General features: G+C 49.5%; 19 protein-coding genes. 11 read left to right on the top strand and 8 right to left on the bottom strand.

What is annotated here, in order from left to right; translation table 11 throughout:
• The first annotated feature begins 12 nt into the window (after positions 1-12).
• The 5 genes from BUB73_RS04370 to BUB73_RS04350 all read left to right on the top strand — a co-directional run bounded on the left by BUB73_RS04370 (position 13) and on the right by BUB73_RS04350 (position 5,767).
• A complete protein-coding gene (locus BUB73_RS04370; protein ID WP_073157190.1) occupies positions 13-807 on the top strand; it encodes an ABC transporter ATP-binding protein in 795 nt (264 codons plus the stop codon).
• A 66-nt stretch (positions 808-873) separates the two neighbouring features.
• Positions 874-2,190 (top strand): hypothetical protein, encoded by a 1,317-nt coding sequence (locus tag BUB73_RS04365; RefSeq protein ID WP_073283863.1) that lies wholly within the window; start codon positions 874-876, stop codon positions 2,188-2,190.
• A 150-nt stretch (positions 2,191-2,340) separates the two neighbouring features.
• On the top strand, positions 2,341-3,561 hold the full coding sequence (locus BUB73_RS04360) for a hypothetical protein (RefSeq protein WP_073283860.1): 1,221 nt from the start codon (positions 2,341-2,343) through the stop codon (positions 3,559-3,561).
• Positions 3,562-3,569: 8 nt separating this feature from the next.
• Positions 3,570-4,130, top strand: coding sequence for a hypothetical protein (locus tag BUB73_RS04355; protein WP_101479631.1), 561 nt, complete (start codon positions 3,570-3,572; stop codon positions 4,128-4,130).
• A gap of 95 nt (positions 4,131-4,225) precedes the next feature.
• Positions 4,226-5,767 (top strand): nitrilase-related carbon-nitrogen hydrolase, encoded by a 1,542-nt coding sequence (locus BUB73_RS04350; RefSeq protein WP_073157183.1) that lies wholly within the window; start codon positions 4,226-4,228, stop codon positions 5,765-5,767.
• Here BUB73_RS04350 and BUB73_RS04345 read toward each other — a convergent pair.
• The 7 genes from BUB73_RS04345 to BUB73_RS04315 form a co-directional block, all read right to left on the bottom strand.
• A complete protein-coding gene (locus BUB73_RS04345; RefSeq protein ID WP_073157180.1) occupies positions 5,764-6,405 on the bottom strand; it encodes a DedA family protein in 642 nt (213 codons plus the stop codon). The two genes, BUB73_RS04350 and BUB73_RS04345, sit on opposite strands and share 4 nt — an antisense overlap.
• A 97-nt stretch (positions 6,406-6,502) precedes the next feature.
• Entirely contained in the window at positions 6,503-8,119 is a 1,617-nt protein-coding gene (locus BUB73_RS04340; protein ID WP_073157177.1) for a tetratricopeptide repeat protein, read from the bottom strand.
• A gap of 56 nt (positions 8,120-8,175) precedes the next feature.
• Positions 8,176-9,741: a peptidase associated/transthyretin-like domain-containing protein gene (locus tag BUB73_RS04335; protein ID WP_139259110.1), complete on the bottom strand. Its 1,566-nt coding sequence runs from the start codon at positions 9,739-9,741 to the stop codon at positions 8,176-8,178.
• A gap of 8 nt (positions 9,742-9,749) precedes the next feature.
• Positions 9,750-10,376, bottom strand: a complete 627-nt coding sequence (locus BUB73_RS04330; RefSeq protein WP_073157171.1) for a hypothetical protein — start codon at positions 10,374-10,376, stop codon at positions 9,750-9,752.
• A 1-nt stretch (position 10,377) separates the two neighbouring features.
• Entirely contained in the window at positions 10,378-11,703 is a 1,326-nt protein-coding gene (locus BUB73_RS04325) for a hypothetical protein (protein WP_073283851.1), read from the bottom strand.
• Positions 11,703-12,989 carry a hypothetical protein gene (locus BUB73_RS04320; RefSeq protein ID WP_073235594.1) on the bottom strand — a complete coding sequence of 429 codons (1,287 nt, stop codon included), beginning with the start codon at positions 12,987-12,989 and terminating at the stop codon, positions 11,703-11,705. Before BUB73_RS04320 ends, BUB73_RS04325 begins: the two co-directional genes overlap by 1 nt.
• The gene (locus tag BUB73_RS04315) at positions 12,986-13,693 is read right to left on the bottom strand and encodes a hypothetical protein (protein ID WP_073283848.1); all 708 of its coding nucleotides are present in this window, start codon (positions 13,691-13,693) and stop codon (positions 12,986-12,988) included. Before BUB73_RS04315 ends, BUB73_RS04320 begins: the two co-directional genes overlap by 4 nt.
• A 36-nt stretch (positions 13,694-13,729) precedes the next feature.
• On the opposite strand from BUB73_RS04315, the gene xseB reads away from it, so the two are divergent.
• From xseB to BUB73_RS04285, 6 genes are all read left to right on the top strand, one after another.
• Positions 13,730-13,942, top strand: a complete 213-nt coding sequence (gene xseB / locus BUB73_RS04310) for an exodeoxyribonuclease VII small subunit (RefSeq protein WP_073157160.1) — start codon at positions 13,730-13,732, stop codon at positions 13,940-13,942.
• 3 nt (positions 13,943-13,945) lie between these two features.
• On the top strand, positions 13,946-14,767 hold the full coding sequence (locus tag BUB73_RS04305; RefSeq protein WP_073157157.1) for an ABC transporter ATP-binding protein: 822 nt from the start codon (positions 13,946-13,948) through the stop codon (positions 14,765-14,767).
• A gap of 10 nt (positions 14,768-14,777) precedes the next feature.
• Positions 14,778-16,019: a class I SAM-dependent RNA methyltransferase gene (locus tag BUB73_RS04300; RefSeq protein WP_073235600.1), complete on the top strand. Its 1,242-nt coding sequence runs from the start codon at positions 14,778-14,780 to the stop codon at positions 16,017-16,019.
• A gap of 65 nt (positions 16,020-16,084) precedes the next feature.
• Positions 16,085-16,522 carry a hypothetical protein gene (locus BUB73_RS04295; protein WP_083539634.1) on the top strand — a complete coding sequence of 146 codons (438 nt, stop codon included), beginning with the start codon at positions 16,085-16,087 and terminating at the stop codon, positions 16,520-16,522.
• A 4-nt stretch (positions 16,523-16,526) separates the two neighbouring features.
• On the top strand, positions 16,527-17,462 hold the full coding sequence (locus BUB73_RS04290; protein ID WP_073157149.1) for a GIY-YIG nuclease family protein: 936 nt from the start codon (positions 16,527-16,529) through the stop codon (positions 17,460-17,462).
• On the top strand, positions 17,462-17,893 hold the full coding sequence (locus BUB73_RS04285) for a hypothetical protein (RefSeq protein WP_073157146.1): 432 nt from the start codon (positions 17,462-17,464) through the stop codon (positions 17,891-17,893). Before BUB73_RS04290 ends, BUB73_RS04285 begins: the two co-directional genes overlap by 1 nt.
• Before the next feature lie 52 nt (positions 17,894-17,945).
• Here the strand turns inward: BUB73_RS04285 and BUB73_RS04280 are convergent, their stop codons facing one another.
• On the bottom strand, positions 17,946-21,437 hold the full coding sequence (locus BUB73_RS04280; RefSeq protein WP_073283845.1) for a PD40 domain-containing protein: 3,492 nt from the start codon (positions 21,435-21,437) through the stop codon (positions 17,946-17,948).
• Positions 21,438-21,492: the final 55 nt, after the last annotated feature.

Below are 21,492 nucleotides of genomic sequence, written 5' to 3'. Positions count from 1 at the left end.
AGCAGGTAGATTATGCCCAATGTGAAGATTGACCCGAACGATATCGCTATCCGCCTGAAGGGCCTTAAGAAGTCCTTCGGACCTCAGGACGTGCTTTGCGATGTGAACCTGGATATCCGCCGTGGCGAGACCATGGTGATCATCGGTAAGTCCGGTGGTGGTAAGTCTGTGATTCTGAAGCACATGATCGGTCTGTTGCAGCCCGATGGTGGTGAAGTGACTGTGGACGGTGTGACTATCAGTACGCCTAAATTTTTTGATACCCATACCATTCGTCGCAAGATGGGCATGCTGTTCCAGATGGGCGCCTTGTTCGACTCCATGGATACCGGTGAGAACATTGCCTTCGCTCTTCGCGAACATCATCCGGAACTGTCTGAAAAACAGATTCAGGATGTGGTGACCGAAAAACTTCAGATGATCAACCTGGTACCGGAATTCCGAACCAAGATGCCTTCTGAACTTTCTGGCGGTATGCGCAAGCGTGTTGCCCTGGCCCGCGCCATTGCCCTGAATCCCGAAATCTTGCTGTACGATGAACCCACAACCGGTCTGGACCCCATTACCAGCGACGTGATTAACGACCTGATCCTGGATATGCAGAGCAAGCTTGGTGTGACCTCCGTGGTGGTGACCCATGACATGGTGAGCGCCTTCAAGGTGGCTGACCGAATCGCCATGCTTTACAATGGACGTATCATTGAAGTGGGTACGGTAGACGAAATAAAGAACACCAGTAACCCATATGTGCACCAATTTATTACGGGACAGCGTAAAATCTCTGTAGAAGAGGATCATCAGGGGTAAAAACACCCTTTAACCTGTAACGTTTTGACTTAGAATAATGTATTTTTAGAGGAAAGAGGTTTATTTATGAACAAGAAGATTATTGCTGGACTTATGTCTGCTGCTGCAGTAGGTACCTTCTGGGCTTGCGGTAGCGGTAATATCTATGAAGCTGATTCTGATGATCAGGTTATTTCCGCAACCTTTGTTAACCCCTCTAAGACCGATGCCGAAAACGACTCGATGGTTGTTTCTGGCCTTATCAAGGTCTCCAAGGAAAAGTGCCAGGCAGACCCGGAATGCGCTGCAGCCTATGTGCCTTACCTTAGCGGTCAGGAAGTTGTTGCTCCCGCATCTTCCGCTAGCGAAGTTCCCAATAATGGCAATCAGCCTCTGGTAGACGTTTCCTCTTCTTCCCGTGTGATTGGTGGCAACCCTGTATCTTCCGCCACTATCAATACCGGAACTGATCCTGTCGCCAGCTCTACCTCTGGTGGTGGTAGCACTATAACTGGTCTGGGTACCTGTGCCGAATCAACTGGCAAGACCTCCATTACCAAGGGTGAATCTGTTCGATTCAAGGTGACTCCTAATGGTGCTGCCCTGCCTGATCCTATGGCTATTGTTAGCGCCACTTATGAATGGCACTATAACAGTGGTACTCCCGATGGTTCCGGCGACGGCAAGAAGACTAGTGATAACATCACCTTTACCGAGTCCGGTGACGCAGACGTTTCCGTGACCATTTATGCAGGTGGAGAATCTGAAACTATTCCTTGCCCGCTGCATATTAATGGTGACCCCATCACTGGTTGCGAATGTACCACACCAGAAAAAACTGTTGACTATACTGTTTCTCCGGAAGTGGCTTGGACTGCAGGCGGTTGTATTTCTGCTGGTCATACCCTCAGCTACTATTGGGATAATGCTGAAGGTACTACAACCTTTGCCAAGACTTTTGCAGAAGCTCAGCTGGGTTATGCTCCCAAGCTTGTGGTCAAGAGTGACGACAATTCCCTGGTTGAAGTGACTTGCCCCGCAGTGAAGACTACCCAGGGCGCTGAATACGAAATTAAAATTGTTGGTAACCAGATTCCTCAGGCTAAGGTTGAAGTTGCAAATGGTGGCTGCCTTACCGTAACGGGTGAATGGACTGAAGCCAACTATCTGCCGTCCTTGAAGGTTGTTTGTGACCTGAAGGGTCAGGGTGTTTCTTTGACCATTACTCATGGTACTGAAACAGCTTCTGATGAAGGTCAGTATGGTGTTAACAACGTAAGTCTCGGTCTTGGAAAGATTGGTGTTGGTGCCATCAACATCGACATGATTTGCATTGACTATACTGCTGCTGGATTCGGTGCAACTGATCCGGGTAAGGCAGAATGTGGCTTGGGTACTAACTAAGTTGTAGATGAAATTCAAGCAAAAGACCGGCTCCTCTGGAGTCGGTCTTTTTATATCCGGTTAGACGTTTTCTATTGCTTTTGTAATTATATTTTAACTATAGAAGTAGAAAACCTCGCTGTATAGAATTGACTAAAACCAGGAGGGTCCATGTCTAGAAGTTTTGTAGCTTTGCCGATTGTACTGGCCGTATGGGGATGTTCTGATTTTACGGAAGATCTTTCTGACGGAAATTATCAGAAAAATTTTGTCAGTTCCCTGGATGAACTGACGTCTCATTCTTGTACGTCCAAGAACGAGGGGGAAATCATTATCATGAGTAATCCTGACAAGGTTTCCTTTTCGTACCAGTGTGAAGATGGAAAATGGGTTGGCGATGAGGGCGATGAAGTCGCTGTGAAAAAGTCTAGCGATTCCAAGGCGTCTTCCAGTAGCAAGGCCAAATCATCCAATTCGGCTAAGGAGGAATCTTCTTCGTCTGTATTGTCTATCGACGATATCAGTTCTTCTTCTAGGGTTGTATTAAATGGAATGAGTGAGCCTGCCTTGGGCGTCTGTGCCCCTGTTGATGGCAGTACCTCCATTGGTAAGGGAACTTCTGTTGCTTTCAAGTTTACGGCAGACGGTTCCCTGATTGAAGATCCGGCTCTTTTGACTACGGCGACCTACGAATGGGATTATGGTGATTTTGAAATTTCCGATGATTCCGAAAATGGAAGAACTAGCAGTAAGGTCCTCTTTAGTTCCGGTGGAGATCATAAGATTCATGTGATCGTTTCTATCGGCGATAAGGTGCAGACTGTAGCATGTCCCGTTCATGTGAACGGTGTGCCGATTTCTGGATGCTCATGTAATTCTGATGCTAAAGTGGTGAACTATCAAGAAACTCCCGAAGTGACTTGGTCTGTTTCGGGTTGCAGAACCGAGGCGGCTTCCCTGACTTATGCCTGGGATGGCAGGCCGGCTGGCGATGATGTCAGCTATACCAAGACTTTTAATGAACCTCGGGCTAGTTATGCTCCCGTGCTGACGGTCAACAATTCCGACAATACCCAGATGGAAGTACTGTGTCCTGGCGTGAAGGTGACTGAAGGTGCTGAGTATCAGATGGATGGACATGAAAGGGTGGAATTTCCGGCGGGAGATTTTAGCGTGCTTATGACGGCGCCGAAAGAACGTTGTGCCGATAGTTTTGGAGCCGATTTTTACTGTAGCTTCGAAGGCGGAGGCTATTCTATCATGGTCGTAGATGGCGAGGAATACGAAGTTTCGTATTTTCATTCGGTGGATTTGCCTTGTGATAAAGCCACGGGGGATTATAGTCTTTCGCTTCGGCTGAGTGCTCCTGCTTTGTGTAGTTTGATGATGTAAGGGGTTGCATGAAGTGGCGGTATGGAATAGCGGCTGTTTCCGTGGTGCTGGTGGCTTGTTCTGAAACGACCCTTAAGGCGGACGAGTTTGAGGAATATTCCTGCCAGACGGAAAGTTCTTCATCTGAAGAGGAGCCTTTAAGCAGCTCCGTTTCGGAACTTGTCTTTGTCCGCTCTTCTTCCAGCCTGCAGGATAATTTAACCAGTAGTTCCGCTGAATTTTCTAGCAGTAGTTCTAATATTGAAATCCCGATAGAATCCTCGGCTGCAGTTTCGTCTAGTTCCCATTCGGTGTTCCGCATTACAGGTTGCCTGTGCGAGGCTGCTGCCACTGAGGTGGATTTTGAGACGAATCCCTCTGCCTCATGGTCGGTAAGCGGTTGTGAATCTGACGCCTCTATAGAACACTATGAGTGGGGCGATTTGTCTAGTAAGGGCCCCTTGGCTCTATACTACTTCTCCTATGTTGGGGAGTCTGTGGCGCCTAGGGTTGTCGTATATGATAGCGATATGAATTATGTTATTGTCAGCTGTCCTGAAGTCCGAGCTGTAAATAAGGATGGTTTGTAGGCGTTATCCTAAACTTCGTTAAAAATACATTTTTCTTACTTTTTATTACATTCGTAGTTATATTAGAGGATGTGTAAAGGGTTGAGGTGTCTTAAATGAAGTTTATCCAGAGTTTCCTGAAACGTTTTACGTCATACGTTGGAGAATACGGCAAGTCAAATCTACCGTTGCTGCTGCTGGTGGTGGGCTGCGTGTTTATGTTCTTGCCCTCGATGTTCCCGGACTTTAAGGTTTTGTATGTCCTGGGTGTCTGGATCTGGCCGTTCTGCTTTCTGTACTATTGCCGTCTGAGTGAACATCGCTTTAGCCAGGCCATTCTCTATATATTCTTGGCCGTGGGCCTGTGTGTCCGTTTTTATGGGGTTCTTGGTGTGGGGCTTGAAAAAGAGTGCCTGGTATTTACGGCTTTGCAGGCTTGTCTTTTTTGGGTTCCTTTTGCATGGGACGTTCGCTATTGTGTTAAGGAGGCTCCCTTTGTCAATACGCTGGTTTTCCCCACGGTATACGGTACCTTGAACCTTGTTTTTTCGGCTTGCGATCTTATTCCCCTGAACAACTTATCCTATGCCCAGTACGACAATAGGGCCATATTCCAGGTTTTGTCTGTTGTGGGGGAATTCGGACTTACCTTTCTTATAACTTTTGTGGGTTCCGTAGCCGTATACGTGATTATGCATTGGAACCGTGATGGTGCCAAACGTATAGGACTTGGCATGTTGCTAGCCTTGGTGGCCATGCATGCCTGGGGCATTTTCCAGATGGCTCATGATGAATCGTCTGATACGGTGCGAATTGCCCAGGCAATTGGGCCTAAAGTCGATCAACGCAAGGATGGTAGCTGGGAAACCTTGAGTTACGAACGTTATCTCCGTAGCTTTAACACGCTTGCAGAATCGGCTTACCGTGAACGTGCGCAGATGTTGGTTTTTAGCGAGGAGGCCTTTGCCGTTGCAGATTCGAGTGAGGGTGATTTTATTGCCAATGCCTCGGAGTATGCCCGTAAATTCAATATGCCCATCTTGCTGTCCCTAGGTGTCTATGATACGGATAACAGCCGAGAAGGGCTCTTCCAGAACAAGGTTGTACTGATAAATAACCAGGGAAAGATTTTATACGAGTATAACAAGCATAAACCTGTTCCCCTGGTAGAATCCTTTAATCTGGATGTGGGGCGTGAAAAGCTACCTGCGGTCCCTCTGGAAATAGGGGGGAAGGCCCATATTGTTTCTTTTGCCATTTGTTACGACGGCAATTTCTCGGATTTTCTTAGACCCCTGGATCCCAAGGTTCAGTTACTCTTTATTCCGTCATGGGCTTGGGATGGTATAAATGATTTTCATTACAGATCCTTGGCGGTTCGCGCGGTGGAACACGGTGTGAATCTGGTTGTGACTTCCTATGATGGCGTTTCGCTTGTCAGCGACGAGTACGGCCGAGAGGTCAATCGGAGACCGTTTAAGGATGTGGGATACGATAGGCTGTTTATCTCTGACGTTCCTACGTCTGCCCATGAAACAGTGTATGCCAAAAACGGCGGATTTTTGAACTACGTCTACTTGATTCTATCGTTGATGTTCATTGGGCTTGGTGCCCGACGTACTAAGGATGGAAGTATCGAGGAACAGGCTGGTGCCTAGTCCTGCTTGTTGTCGCCCTTTTTCTTGTTGGGCTTGACAGCGTTCCAGACCATATAACCGATAAATAGAACGCCAAAGGCGAGAAGTGCAATTCCCAACTCGGAGTTGTACTTTTCGATGATATCCTTCTGACCGTGAGCCAAGTAGCCAAGGAAGGCCAGCACGCAGTTCCAGATGGTTGCGCCCAGGAATGTGAAAATGGCGAAGGGCAGAACCTTCATGCCGGCGATGCCTGCGGGAATGGAAATCAGCTGACGGATCACGGTGATGAGACGGCCGACAAAAGTGGAAATGACGCCGTGTTCACGGAAATAATCTTCGGCTTTCTGAACCTTCTGAACGTCCAGAAGCAGGAAGTGGCCCAGGCGGCTGTCTGCGAATTTGTAGATAATGGGACGACCCAGGAACTTTGCCAGATAATAGTTGATGAATGCGCCGATCATGGCGCCGATGCTTGCGAAGAGCACGATCAGTACGATGTTCAGACCGGAATCGGGCTGGAGAGCCTTATAGGCTGCAGGGGGAACTACCAATTCAGACGGGAACGGGATGAAAGAACTTTCTACGGCCATGAGGAGGGTGATTGTGCCGTAGTTCAGGTGGGCGTTGTACCAGTCGATAATCAAGTTGTAAATCATGGTGGGCAAATATAGAAAAGCAAACTGTCTAGATTATGACAATAAGAAAAAGCGCAGCCATAAGGACTGCGCTTTTAAATTCTTTAGAACAAGTTAATTACTTCTTTTTCTTGCCCTTGGCTTTCTTGGAAGCTTTCTTGTCTTTCTTGGCTTTCTTATCCTTCTTGTCCTTCTTGCCACTCTTCTTGGACTTGGACGGTGCCGGTTCTTCTTCTTCTTCCTGTTCGACAACCTCCTGTTCCGGTTCGGCCTCAGGTGTGGTGTCGTAGGTTTCGCCAGTCTGGTATTCGATCACAGAAGATTCGCCAGAAGCTCTCTTGATGGCTTCCTTTGCTTCGTTGACGTATCTGCCGTCGGGGAAACGCTTCAGGTAGATTTCGTAGTCCTTGACGCGGTTGCCTGCCTTAACCAGTTCGAAGATTCCGGTTTCGGCTTCGTCGCGGAAGGCTCCGTTGGGATTGTCATTCAAGTAGGCGAGGAATGCCTTGAAGGTGTTCTGTGCCTGGATGACGCGGAACTTGTCGTATTCGCTGAGAGAGCGAAGCTTGGCTTCAACTTCTGCACGGCGCGGAGAGTCCGGATAGTATTCGATGAACATCTGCAGCATTTCGGGGTCGTTGCTAGCCATGACCTGATCGAAACGGCCGTCTTCCTGGCGTACCTGGTATTCCTTAAGTTCAACCTTGCTGGAGTCCATGGTGGCGTAGAGCTGTTCCTTGGTGGCCAGGTCTGCAGGGTGGCAGAAGGCCAGGTAGCTTTCGAGCACGTCGGTGAATTGAGTACGAGTAAATGCTTCGCTCATGTCGGGCAGGTTGCCGTCATCGTCGAGGTAGAAGCGGTAGTCGCGTTCAATGGCCATGCAGTCCCAGTCAGACAGGGTGTCCTTGACTTCGCTGTTCTGACGGAGTACGTCGTCGCGGTCATGGAGCTTGAAGCGCATCTGGCGGTCACGGCGGCTTTCGCGGCCGAAGTCCAGAGAAATTTCCAGGCCGACGCGTACAGGCCATTTGTACTCAACCTTGGTCATGGTCAGGTCGGAGTAGGGAGACGGACTTGCACTTGCATCCTTGGTACGGGCTGTAATGTCTTCGTAGGGCATGAATTCCTTGCGGACATTCAGGCCGATCTTCAGGTCCACGTCCTTGAACACTTCGGTGATGCGGTATTCCAAAGCGCCAGAGACAAAGGCCGTATTGAGAATTTCGGTGTGGGTTTCGGTGTTGCCCAGATAGTCGTCATAGAACGAGAAGAAGTGGAAGCCGAAGCCGCCGAGAACGCGGAGGTCCAGGTCGCCGACCAGGTTTACGGAGAAACCGGCGAGGAAGGACGGAGCGTAAGTCATGAAAGACAGTTCGCGGTCGTTCTGTTCGCCCTTGCGCTTGCCACCATTCACTTCATCGGGAACGGTGTATTCGGGACTATCTTCGATGGTACCGAACTGGATGGAGTTGACTTCCACACCCAGCCAGATAGTAAAGGGAATGTCTGCCTTCCAGAAGGGGGTGATGAGGGGAGACCAGAGTGCACCGGCAGAGATGGGCACTGTCATGACTTCAGCATCGATACCTTCGTCTAGGATGCCGTTTTCACCCTTAAAGTTCAGGAAAGCGGGCTCACCCTGCACATAGAGCTGGGTACGCCAGTTGGAACGTTCAAAGTCTGCGGCCTGTGAGGCGGCAGCGATAAAAGACAAAATTGCAAATATTTTACGCATCAGTGTAAATCTAATTTTTTATTACAGTTGTCGTGGGGCGATTTTGAGGATAATGGTTAAAAAGTGAGTAAAAAACCTACTCCAAACATTAATATCCCAGTTCCAATTAGGGATCCGCCGACAGTTAACTTGCGGTCGCCCTTCTTGACCAGGTCGTGGTTCTTGTTCACCTGGGCCTGGTAATGGCTGCCATTTAACGTCGAGGGAATGTTTAACTGGTCTTTGATGTGGCGGGCATCGTCGTAATCCTGGTTGGCGAGATAGGATAGAAGTGCTCCTGCCAGCAGGGGGGCGATGGACGAACCCATCAGGACCTTGCCTATGAAGTTCTTTTTCTGTTCCTTGACCCATGCATTCTGGATTTCCATTTCAACGGGGGTTGTAATGGGTTGCAGGGTGACATTTACACTGGTCGGGTCTGTGGGACTGGCATAGAAAGAAACAAGTGTGTCCTTGAAGCCCTCTTTGCGAATTTGAATAAATGAACTGCCAATGTCGTTTAGGTCGAATTTGTTGGGGGATTTTCCAATGGCGTGTGAGGTGGGGGAAATGGGTGAGGATCCTGCGTAAATGTAGGCCCCTTCGGGAATGGTGAATACGCGAAGTTCCGGTTTGACCTTCTTTAGCTTTACAGAAAGTTTTGTGGTGTCATAGGGAATCGGTTTGATGGTCTTCTTTGCGCCCCAGATTTGGCTATTGACTTTCCAGTAGGCGTAGATATCAACTTTTTCGGTGTCCTGGAGGGCGAAAGTGCAGGGTGTCTTACAGATGTCGTCCTTGCCGGGGATGGTAATTGTGGCACCTTCCGGTTCCGATTCCAACTTGACGTAGCTGACGTTTCTTTTCTTGGTGGGGAGCGGTTCTCCCTTGAGTTGTTTGATGAAGTTGGAAAGTTTGTTGTCGGTAATGGCGTCGCCTAAGCCATTGAAAACAGAGAGGTTTGCGGTTGCGGTAAGGGGCTTTGCCGTTGAATCGGTCAAGTCGAGATGTGTCATGTAGAGTGTCAGGGAATCCTGGCTTGCGCCGGCAGAGATGCTCCCCTGGTATACGGAGGCTGCTCCGTAGAGTGCCAGCGAATCCTTGATGCAGGCGGAACTTCTGCAGTAACCGAATTGAGTCCTGTTGGCGACGACAAGGGGAGTTCCTGATTCCTTGATCAGCTGGAGTAATATTGGAGAAAGCTGTGCATCGAGAGCTGAATCAATGGATCTTTTTTCTAGGGCAACAAAGATGTGCTTTCCTGCCACGGAGTCCAGGAAGGTGGGCTGTCTTTGTTCTTCGGATTGTTCGGTGGACGCCTCGGTAGATTGTTCCGGGAGTGCTTCCTGGGAAGAATCTGCCTGGGTGGCTGTGGTGTCTGCGACTTGTTGGGCTTTGGGATTCAATAAGTCATTGCCCTGTTCGTCAACAATGCTCTTGAATCGGTTCTTGGCAATCTTGATAATGGTAAACTGTCCCTTGATGTTTCCGCCAAGGAGGACTGAATCCTGTTGGATGCCGATAAACTGGGCGTATTGAGTGACGCCAGAAACCAGGTCGACCTTGGCTCTAACGCCGTGATCCTCGGCAGCGAACAGGAACGTGATGCCTGCAGTCAATAATAGAAGAAGAATTTTTTTCATAGAAATGCCTAGAACGAAAGGATGAATCCTAAGGTGAGCAGAGTGGCGCCTGTTGCGAGGCCTGCGATAGTTGTCTTGCGTGCGGTTTTTGCCTTGTCTCTGGAATCACGGAAGTCCTGTTTTGCATTTTCATAGGACTGTGAATGTATCCGAGTTTTTTCTAGAGTCTTCTTGGCATCTTCGGCGCGGGATATCTGGTAATAGGTGACAGCACCTGCAATTCCGCTAACGAATAGGGGGATTGCCGAGCCGATCATCATCTTGTATCCGAAACTGCGACGACCCCTCTTGGCGACAATGTCGTTTTGTTCCTTGATCAGATTGTCGTCATAGGTGGGGTGCAGGGATACGATCAGGTAGGAAGTGTCTTTTGGAGAAAGTGTAACTCGGATGGTGGTGTCGGTGAATTCCGGACGGAACAGGTGCAGTAAAACTTCTCCCATGAGAGCTTGTTCTTCGGATACGCTGACAAATGCTGATGAAACATAGTCGGGCTTATCTGCAAGGTCTGGCCTGGAGGTGCCGATATAGATATCTGCATTGCTGGGGATTGTAGATACATGCAAAAGCTTTTGAGCATGAGCTCCAGTAAACAATGCCAGAATGACGAGTAGGGTCGAGAGTATGGTTTTCATCTTAGAACCCCTCCCTAAGGAATGGCCCGCTAATGACGACCTGTTCGTTGATGTTTTCTAGAACCCAGTATGTATTTGGGAACGGATTGTTGGCGTAGTCTTCGCCTTCGATAACAATGGAACAGGAATATTTACAGGGGTTTGGTATGGCGAGTAGGGAATTCCGGAAACTGTAGGTTAGATTGTCTGACCCTGATGTGACCCGAATCTTTGCGGGATTTACTCCAGAACCCATATCGATGACGTTGAAGTAGATTGTGTCTGAATGGGCTGCGCTAGTTTTGTTTGGTGCCAGTTGCGGAGGAATATCATCCGTAAAGTAAATGGTGCTTGCCGTAATGGCTGTACTCTCGGGAATGTCTACTTCTTGCTTGTTTGCTGTGTATTCCGGTCTGCTAATGTCGCGGGCGTAAATGTGTAGACCTGTCTGGGCCTCCACGGGAACCTGAATTTCGGAGTGAGATTCACTATTCGTAACGACTTGCAAGGTGTCGCCTGCAGCATTGGTCAGGATGATTTCTGTGTTGACCGTCTGATCGTAGGGGAATCCCCTATAGATGACCGGAATGGTCAATAGGGATTGCTCTTCGGTTTTAGTGGTAAAACTAAAGACATCTGTAGTTGTCGTATAGCCCTTGCCTGCATCGTTTGTGACGAGCATGCTGACGGCCCAGTAGACCGTATTACTTGGAAGGTCTTCGTTTACGATGCCTTTGAGGCTGATATTGTTGTTGCAGTCTGTGGTGCCTAGGGAACTGGCCCAGATGTCATCCTTTTCATCGCTGGCGTAAATGGTGCAGTAAGCTGTTTCCCATGGATCCAGCCCCTCGGTCTTCCAGCGGAGGGGAATGCCCTTTTCGTTGTTTCGTTCTACTTGGTTATAACCGTTAGCGGGATATTCCAGCTGAATTCTATTGGGTGTGTTGACTAGAACTTCAAAATGAGTGCGAACGGTGTCTCCGTATAGGTCTACTGTTTCAAGGAATCCTTTTTTTATTCCGGATGAAGTGAAGGCGTATTGGAACGATTCTATGTTGAAGAACTGACCGTCAAGTTCCCAAAGCAGACTGGCGTATAGAGAACTAGCCTCGTTGACGGGTTCGTCGTTGAGGGTGTACCCTGCATAAAATTTGTAGGTCTGGTTTGCTTCCAGATAGATGGTGTCGCCGATGACGTAGTGGGAACGGTTGTCGTTCGATAAACTTGCTCCCGATGGTAGCACGTACACCTGTTGGCTAAGAATGTTCTCTGGTTCTCCGATAAGGGCGTCGCTGCCACATGCGACCAGCATACAGGCGAGAAGCGGTAAGAAGGATAGCTTTCTCATTATGGATCCTCTCTGTATGTTTTGTCGGAGTACAGATAAAAGTACCGAGTGCTCTTGTTTCCGCTCTGATCGTAAACTTCAATGGATAGAATTCGGTAGGTCCATGTGCTGGAGATGGGCATTATCACCTTAAGGGTGTCTCTACTAATGTTGTAATCCAGGATGATGTTTCCGTCAAGCTTTGCAGAACTTGTGGAAAGTACGACGCTGCCTCCGCCATCCTTTAAGATGAAATTCAAAGTGTCCTGGAGGAGGAGGGTATCTTTATTGTCGATGGAAGAAATTGTTGGGGGCGTGATGTCGGCGAACTGCAGCGAATCAAGGCTGTATACCTGATTTTCCTTAAGGGAAATTTCCCTTATAATTGGCTGTAAGTCGGGAGTGTCGCTGGCAGATACGATGAATGTTATTTTGCCTGGGGTGATTGGCTTGATGTAGAATCTTCCTGCGGAATCGGCGTGAAATTCCTTTGCCCTGTACAGAGTGTCGCCGGAATTGCTGATAATCGTGACTTGGATAGATTGGGGAATCTGTTTAGACGGGGGAATGACCGTAGCGAGAATTCCACTTTCGTTCGAAAGGCCGGCGGTATAGAACTCACCCTCGATGGATTGCGAGGATTTCATATCCAGTTCGTTGTAGGCCGATACAGACCAAGTGTATTTGGTGAGCGGAGCAAGGCCTTTGTTGTAGCTGAAAGTCGATGAACTTAGGATTGTGTCCAGAATGATGCCGTTGTCTTTTTGGGATGTCGGGAAGGCTTCTTTTAAGACGAAGTGGTAATATGTATCCCAGTATCGGTCTTGTTCTGTGGTGTACCAGGAAAAGTTGATGTCTTCGTTGGGTGGAATTTCCTGGGTGCTGTTTGCCGGAATGATTTTTTTCAAGTTCAGTGTGGGAGGAATGGCTGCATAGAGGGTGATTGTGTCGCTGATGGTATCGCCAAAGAAGTCTACCAGGACGAATGCGACTTTATGCAGGCCGGGTGTCTTGACTGAAGCCTTGAAACTATACTCTGTGGCAAAGGGTGTTCCGTCAAGGGTCCAGAAGATATCCTGGCTGCGAATGGCTTTAGATGGATATACAGAAGACAGAAAAATCAGGGAATCGTTGGGGGCGACAGTGTCGTTCTTGATTCGAACGGAAGTTTCGTCAAAGGTCTGTGTGATGAAGGCGTCTACCCGGACTTCCTGGTGGTCGCGTTCGTCAAAAATATAATTGTCGGAATCGGTGCAGGCGACAATTGCGATTGCAATAAGGGCGGTGAGGAGGGAGGCTATTTTCACTGTTTACCTCCGGAAGATTCTCTAACGTAGAACGTCCTTATGGAAGTGGTATCGCTATCGCCCAGGGGATCGGTCACAATGACTCGGAAAGAGTGCTTGCCCTTTGCAAGTCCCGATTGCCTGATTTCATTGAGTTCACCCACTGCATAATTTGTGTGGTCGATTGTAATCACATGTTCCAGCAGCTGGTTCCTGTCGTTGTCGCTACTGCTCCACTTGAAAAGAAAGGCGGTGTGGCTATCCCCGATTAGAGTGTCTCCGTCGGAGGGAATGGTTGTCTCGTTCAACATAGGGGGTGCATTGATAACAACTGTGAATTCCCTCTCGATGGAATTGCCGTCTTGATCGTGAATGACGACCTTGTTCGGGATGCGGTTAGGATTTGTCTGCCCTGCTAGGGCATTTTTTGAGGATATGGGGAATGTCCGTCCACTATCAATAAGTTCCTGATCGTTATACCAGTAGTAGGAAACATCATCTTTATACTTGCTGGGTCGAACCTTTGCAATTAGAGCCGAGGACTCATTGGAATTGATTTTTCGAAGGGTGGAGTCCTGCTTGCCGAATTGTTCTACGACGACAGACGCGCCTGTGATGACCGAAGAGGTGCTTGGGGCGTCGGGAATGTCTAGGCATGCGACAAGAAGTGCTCCCATGAGGATGGCGGCACCTGCGTTAAATAGGGCGAAAAGTAGTTTTCCCATACAAAACATTTTAGCAAATCTTCTATATTCCTGTTTATGAGTGAAGAAAATTTTGAGTACAAAAATGCCATGGATCGTCTGGAGTCCATTTTGGAACGGATTGACAATTCCGAAATGGAAATTGACGAATTGGCTGGCCAGGTTCAGGAAGCGACAGAACTGTTGCGCAAGTGCCGCCAGATTCTCCTGAAAACCGAACAAAATGTACAAGAGGCTTTGGCTAGCCTCGATGGCGAAGTGGAAAAATAACAGATGTCTGAATCTGCTAATGGAATCCCGTCTTCTATCCCCGCCCTGGAGGTGGATGGCCTGACTGTAAAGTTCCCCATTCGCGGGGGCGTTCTGAGCAAGGTCCAGAGCTACTTTACGGCTGTGGATCATGTCAGCTTTACCTTACCCCAGGGAAAGATCCTTTCTATTGTGGGGGAGTCGGGCTGTGGAAAGTCTACCCTTGTAAAGGCCCTTGTGGGCCTGAATCCCATTGCTTCCGGAAGTTTCAAGGTCTTTGGCCAGGAAGGGGGCCGTGCCGCAGGTGGCAAGGGACTCCGCATTTCGGACGTGATGCAGATGGTTTTCCAGGATCCCTTTAGCAGTCTCAATCCGAGGCAGACCGTTTCTGAAATTTTGACCGCGCCGGTGGTGGCTCGGGGAGCATCCTTTGAAGAAGCCGAGAAGCGGGCTCGTGAACTGTTAGACCGCGTGTCGATTCCCAATGGAGCCCTGGACAAGTTCCCTCATGAATTTTCCGGTGGCCAGCGACAGCGCCTGTGCATCGCCCGCAGTCTGATGGTGCAGCCTAAAATTTTGCTTTGCGACGAAGTGACAAGCGCCCTTGACGTTTCTGTGCAGGCGCAGATTCTGCATTTGTTGAATGACCTGCGAAATGACCTGGGGCTTTCCATTGTGTTCATCAGTCATGATATGCAGGTGGTCCGTGCGTTAAGTGACGAAGTCCTGGTCATGTACTTTGGCAAGGTGGTTGAACGTGGCGACGCCGACGTTGTCTTGACCAATCCCCAGGATGATTATACGAAAAAATTGCTGGCTAGTGTGCCTACCATCAAGCGAACCTAGAATTTGATTTATGGCTAATTTCCGTAGAAAAACAGAATCCCGCGAAACCCGCTTTTATGAACTGCGGATCGAAAAAATGGTTCAGGGTGGCGATGGCATGGCCCGTTTGCCCGATGGCCGAATTTGCTTTGTGCAGGGAGCCCTGCCTGGGGAATTGTGCAAGGTTCTGCTAACCTTTTCCAAGAAAGATTTTACCCGCGGAAAGGCTATCGAAATCATAGAGGAATCTCCAGATCGCGTAAAGCCGTTTTGCCCCCATTATGGTAAGTGCGGCGGATGTAGCCTGCAGCACCTGGATGCATCAAGGCAGATTGAATATATGGAACGTGTGGAACGGGAAAACTTTAAGCGCCTGGCTCATACGGAACTGCCTGCCGATTTTAGAATTCACTTTGGTAAACCTTGGGGATATCGCAATCGTGCCCGCGTAGTTTATTGCGGCGACCGCGGCAAGGGCGAAAGAGGAGCTTTCGGTTTCCGCGGTCAGGAAAGCAACGATGTGGTGCCTTTCAAGAAGTGCCCTGTACTGACACCTGCCCTGAATGAATTCCTGAACGGTGCCGGCCGGGAACTTTGTGCCGCTAACCGCGATGCCCGCGAACTGAACATCTTTGATAACGGTGCGGGCGAAGTCAGCTATTTCTATCGCGGTATGCCCAAGTCCGATTTTGAAAAGAATGCGGTCAGCGTGGTGGATATTTGCGGCAAGAAAATCGAGTCCGATGCGTCGGTGTTTTTCCAGAGTAATTTAGGATTGTTGCCGGAACTGGTGGAAAGCGTTCGTAAGGCTGTGGAGGCTGGTATCGCCTCCGGAGAATCCAGCGATGAATGGCTGATTGACCTGTTCAGCGGCGTAGGCTTCTTTGCCGCCCTTTTGCAGGACAAGTTTAAACGCGTGACGACGGTGGAACGTGAAGACGGTTGCCTTAAGCATGCCAAGGTGAATCTGGCGGGTACCGCCAACTGCGAAAATGTTTCTGCCCCTGCCGAAGATTGGCTGGCCAACCATGTGGTGGATGTTCCTGCTACGCTTATTGTGGACCCTCCTAGAACAGGACTTCCCAAGGAGGCGCTGGAGGCCATTATTGCCAGTTCCGTAAACCGTCTGATTTATGTTTCCTGCGACCCCGTCACCTTAGCCCGTGATTATGCCAAGTTTGCTGTGGCAGGGTTCAGCTTGAAGCAGGCGGAAGGTTTTGCCTTCTACCCACAGACTCCCCATATGGAAATGATGTTTGTACTGTCCCGCTAAAATTTTTATTACACAATTAGATGTTCCATTTTTGCTACTTTACCTATAGTAAGAAAAGAGGTGTTATGAAAAAGTTGTTCCTTGCCATGATGGCTTTCGCTCTTGCAATTTTTGCCGGATGCACTACCGAAGAACCTTCCATTGTCTGTGGCCGTGACTGGAATGCCGGCTCCATGGTTGTTGCCGATACGACCAGTGAATTTGATTTGGCCGACCAGATGGTAGTGCAGTTCAAGTATGGCAAGAACTTCGACTTTACCAACTTGAAGGTTGCCTTTTACGAAGGTTCTACGGCTCAGAAGGGTGCCGAAATCTGGTCTCGCGATGTAAAGGTTACCGAAAAGATGGGTGTGTATACCTTGCAGGGTAAGTCTAGACATGGTGGCATGATGCTGGCCCGCGAAATGTGCAAGCATCGCAAACCCGGTTCAGTCATGATCGAGTTTAGCGCCGATGGCCGAGTGCTTGCTACCAAGGATATTCAACTTGTAAAGACCCGCTAATTTTATGAAGAAGAGTAATTTGATCCTGGCGGGTTCCGCCATTGCCTTGAGTGCAGCCCTGGTGGCTTGCGGTGATTTTCCCGTGACCATGAACTATACGCTTTCGGAACCGGTTAAAATGGAAATGATTGCCGAAAGCTATATCACCACTCTCGATGAAAAGGGTGACGAACGCGTTGGTACTCATACCTTGACCAATGTGAAAATTCAGTATTCAACATCGGGCGATACCACCAAGGTCCATAGGGATTACGTCATCGACAATTCCAGTGGCTACCTGAAGAACTATTACCCGACGGCTCTGGCCTGGCGTGCAAAGTCTGTGGACTTGGCTGCCATCGATCGCAAGGTCGTTAGCATTGACGGTCTGAACGAAGGCTACGATAGCATTGTGACGAAACTGCCCATGCCCAAGCTGTGGCACGAACAGTTGCTGAATCCTGAATTTAAGCCTCACCTGGCCCGTGCCGAAAAGCACCGCTGGGAAATGGATCACCTGCTGGTGGGTGAAATTCCTGCCAAGGGAAACATCACGCAAAAGCTGAAGGATGAAGGCCGATTGAATTTCGCCTTGATCCAGGTTGATTCTGTGGTTGTCCGCGGTTTTGAAAATCGCGACCATCGTCGCTGCCTGGATTATGTGGTTTACTTGCAGGAAACGGAAAGCTTCCCCTATTTCATATGGGAACAGCATGTCAATTCCAAGATCGTAGACGAAAAGTTCAAGAAGTATAACAAGGGCCTTAAGGCTGAATACCAGACCCGCTACGAAATCATGATTGACCCCAAGACCGGTATCCCCTGCCTTTCTCATGAAACCAAGGTCGGTACCCATACCATGGTGAATCCGGAAACTCGCGATACGGTGACCTTCACCAGCCATATTACCGTGGAACGTATGTTCAATACCATAAAGCCTGGCGAAGAGGGTAACGAGTAATGCGTCGCTTGGTTCCTGCAGCTTTTGTCGCGGCCTTGTTGGCTGGTTGTGCTAGCCATCCCTCGCCTCAGCAGACGATGGTAGACGACCGCCACCTGGTTTACGTGGATATGTATAAGGCCTATAGAAAGGCTGAAGAAGACTATCTGAACTTGCTGTTCAATATTGAACGCATGCCGGAGGAAGAAGAACTCTGGATGATGAAACGCGAAAAGATGCTGGAACTGAATCAGCTGAAAGAATTTATGCTGAATGCCCGCCAGGAACTGGATGAAGCCATGCGACTGTGGGAAATGCATTTGTTGGATGTTCAGGCTGATTTGAAACAGGCTCAGTTAAAGGCCTTTAATCCCAACTTCAAGGGAGAGGATGCCCAAAGGACAAGTCCGGGACAGTTATTGCCTAACGAGGCCAATCAAATTCACAAGTAATTTAAAAAGACCTTCGCTGATGCGGAGGTCTTTCTGCTATTGTGGGTATTGGCTACTGCCAAGTGTTGAGGAAGCCCATGCCAACCGCAAACTTGATTCGGGTGGGGGCGATGCATTCGGGAATGATGGGCAAGTCGATAGGATTCAGCTTGCGGCCTCCCTCTAGATTTTCGTCTTCACCGATGCGACTGAGGCCGCGGGCGAATGTCAGGCTGATATCCAGGGGTATGCTATAGAACAGCTTGTTGCTCCAGCGGAAACTCAGGCCTACGTCGCGATCCCAGAATTTGCCCTTGGTCATTTTGTGAGGATCGAACCATCTGCCGTTCCATGCTGCACCAATCTGGGCGAACAAGTCGAAGTAGAAATCGCGGGTGCTGAAGATCCATGCAGACTTGCGCCAGTCGCTGTAGATGGGGAACAGGTAGTGGACTTCGGCCATGGCGGTTCTGGTGCCAGCCAGGGTATAGTCTTCGGAACTGCGGAGGTAGGGGTAACCTTCCAGGAATAGCGGGAGATAATAGTAGGTGTCCAGGGTGTCTTCCTTGGTGTCGGTATGCCATTTGAAGACCCCGTTGATTTTTCCGCCTGCTGCAAGGCGGGCTCCCGTCCAGGGACTCTGCAGACTTCCGTAGAGATCGATGCCCACCTGGTTCAGGGTGAAGTTCCTGTACTTGGGGGTAATCTTGCCAGAGGCGTCGACGGTAAAGCTTTCGGAGAATGTTCCCGGACGATACAAATCCGAGTTGGACGTCTGATAGTAAAGGAACAGACCGTTGCCTTGTCCGTCAATTCCGGTGCCGCCTTCGCTATGGTCGCCATAGAGGCCAAGGGCGAATAAGGCGGTAACGCGCTTTTGGTAAGTCCAGTCAAAGTTGTCTTCGTAAAGGTTGAAGTTGGCCCAGTCGTAACTGAGGGCGAATTGCAACGTGTCGATGGTCTTGAAAATGCTGTAGCCTGCGGCACCCATAACGGATTGCATGGGGACTGCATAATGGGTGGTGCCGATTGAATCTCCATAGGCTCGAGGATCTTCGTAGCGGATGGTGTCCATGCTGGTGTAGTTGGCGTAGGAGTAGGCGAGACTCAAATCAATGGGTGTGCTGCGGTTTTCCCAGGAAATGAAGAATTCCTTTTCTTGCCTGGGGTTTAGACCGCTTCCGTTGATGTAGTCAAAGCCGGAACCTATTTCCAGCAAGAGTCCCATCTGGATGGTGTTCTTCTTGAGGGGGTCATTGAGAAGTACTGCCAGACCGGCCTTGGCCTTGACTTGGCCGTCTCCAAAGACTGTTAGGTCCGGAGCGTTTTCCGAGAAGGCTACCATGGGAACAAACAGGGGAACTGACGGAATTGGCTTATAGTCTTCTTCGATGCCTGCAAATTCCAATTCCTGGAAATCAATTGCCTTGACCACGCGCTGTAAGGGGGCTCCCTTGAGAACAATTTCCTTGGAACCTTCGTGGGAGGTAATGGTTCTGGTGGTGTCTGCGATTTTTATGATGGAGTCGCGGAGGACGATGGAGGGCTGCGGTGTGCAGGGTGCCACGGAGTCTGCGACGGTGGAATCGGTGAGGGCGGTGTCGCCACTTGTTGTGTCAGCGTTGCAGACGCTCCAGGTTGTATCTGCAATCTGGATGGTGGAATCTCGTTGGGTAACGCTAACTGTTGTGTCTGAAGAAGCGGGAACAAAAATGCTGTAGGCCAACTTATACAGGGAGAATCCGTCCTTGTCGTAGTTGGTATAGTACAGTGTATCCCCTGCCAGGGTCGGAGTGAATGCGCCACCAACTACGTTGGTCAGGGCGTGCTCTACGCCGGTATTGATGTTCTTCTCTATAAGGTTGAAGATTCCGTTTCTGTTGCTGGAGAAGACAATCTTTTCGTTGTTCAGCCAGTTTACGTCACGTTCGTCAAATTTCGTGTTACTGATAATCTTGAAGTTCTTTCCGTCGGAGTCCAGCAGGGCGATGCCGCGGGTTTCGTTATCGAAGAAGCCGAAAGCAATCTTCTTTCCGTCGGGGCTGAATTTCGGACTATAGATGTTATAGTACCGGAGGCTGGAATCAGGAACGTACAAGTCTACTGGTTCTTCCGTTTCGTAATCCTTAAGATCCTTGGGGAAGGAAACCTTACTCAGGACGAAGCGTGTGCTGTAGGGTTCGCGACGGACAAAAGCGATGGTTGTACCTTGAGGATCGATTGCAGGATATACTGCATCTGTCAGGTAGGATACCGTGATTTCATTCTTGTTGGTGTCGGCAACGGCGATGTCGAAATGGGCGTGGCCATCCTTGTCGCGGTTCTGGTAGGTGACGTAGGCTAGCATAGGTCCGCGGATGGAATCTTCGTAGACGTCGATGCCCTTATCCAGCCATGCCTTTTTCAGTTTGAATCCTGTCTTTGCGAAATCGGATATGTCGATGGTGCTGTCTGCGCCTTCGATGTCCACTTCTCCAATTTCCACTTTTACGTTGGCGGTATCTACGGCGGAACTATCCTTGTTTGCTTCGGTGCTGTCCTTTTCCTCTTCGAGAGGCATCTTGAACAGGCCGCCATCAAACCATGCGCCGCCAAAGTTGGAAACGCCGTAGAGGTGCTTGCCTGCTACGATGGGAAAGTCATTCCAGAAAGCGTCTTCGGTAAGCTTGGTGCCTTCGACCAGTTTTCCCAGGGAGTCTTTCTGCGCGGTGTAAGCTTCTGTGATTTCCTTTTTCCAGGCGTCGTAAAGTTCCTGCTCGCTAATGCCAAGAACGTTTCTGATGGCACCATCCAGGGTCATGCGCTGGTATTTAGAAAGGTTTTCCCAGATTTTTGGGACTGCGTCTTCACCGTAATGCTTGTCGATGTAGCGGACCAGGGCGAATCCCTGAGTGTAGGGGCCCAATTCCGCAAAGAGGGAATTGTCCGAAAAGTCGTGCATGTATTCCAGGCTGAGCAGACTGTCGTTCAGGGCGGCCACGCGGAGGAGCATGTCACGGTGGGTGTCCCATCCGTCAAAGCCCATGCGGCTGGATTCATATTGTGCCGTACCTTCGGCAAGCCAGAGGGGCTGCAGGGTGAAGGGCAGCAGGCTGGCGAAATCGCTGGTGGTGCGTTCGTTGTAATAGTCGGTGTAGCTGAGCTGAAGGCCGTATACGTGGGGGTTAAACTTGCTTCCGCTTTCGATACTGACCAGGTGGCTGAATTCGTGGGTCACCACGTCGGTGAGCCAGCCATGGGAACTGCGAACCTTAAAGTCCCAGTTGGTGAGCCACAGGTTCAGTGCGTTTTCGCTGGGGATGGCGCTGCCGTTACTGTAGAGGGCGTTGTTCAGTGTGACGTTGACGCGGCCGGGCAGGTCGTGGTAACGACCGACGACGCTGTCGTAGACAGCCTCGGCGTAAGCCGAAGCCTTGGCCGCGTGATCGGTGTATTCTGCGGGATAATGGAATTGGAAGTGCTGTGTTCCTGCAGTCTTCCATTTGATATCGCTCTGGTTGCCGTAAAAACCTGCGGCCATGACCGTCGCCGAAAAGAGGGCTACGGAACCTACCAGCTTTTTCACAAGTCTCGTTTTATGTATGCGTTTTTTTATCAGCTTTTTCAAAATAAAAATCCAA

Source organism: Fibrobacter sp. UWH6 (assembly GCF_900142465.1).
Classification (GTDB): Bacteria; Fibrobacterota; Fibrobacteria; order Fibrobacterales; family Fibrobacteraceae; genus Fibrobacter.
The sequence above is the reverse complement of the archived record's forward strand: the minus strand, read 5'-3'. Positions and strand labels throughout refer to the sequence as shown.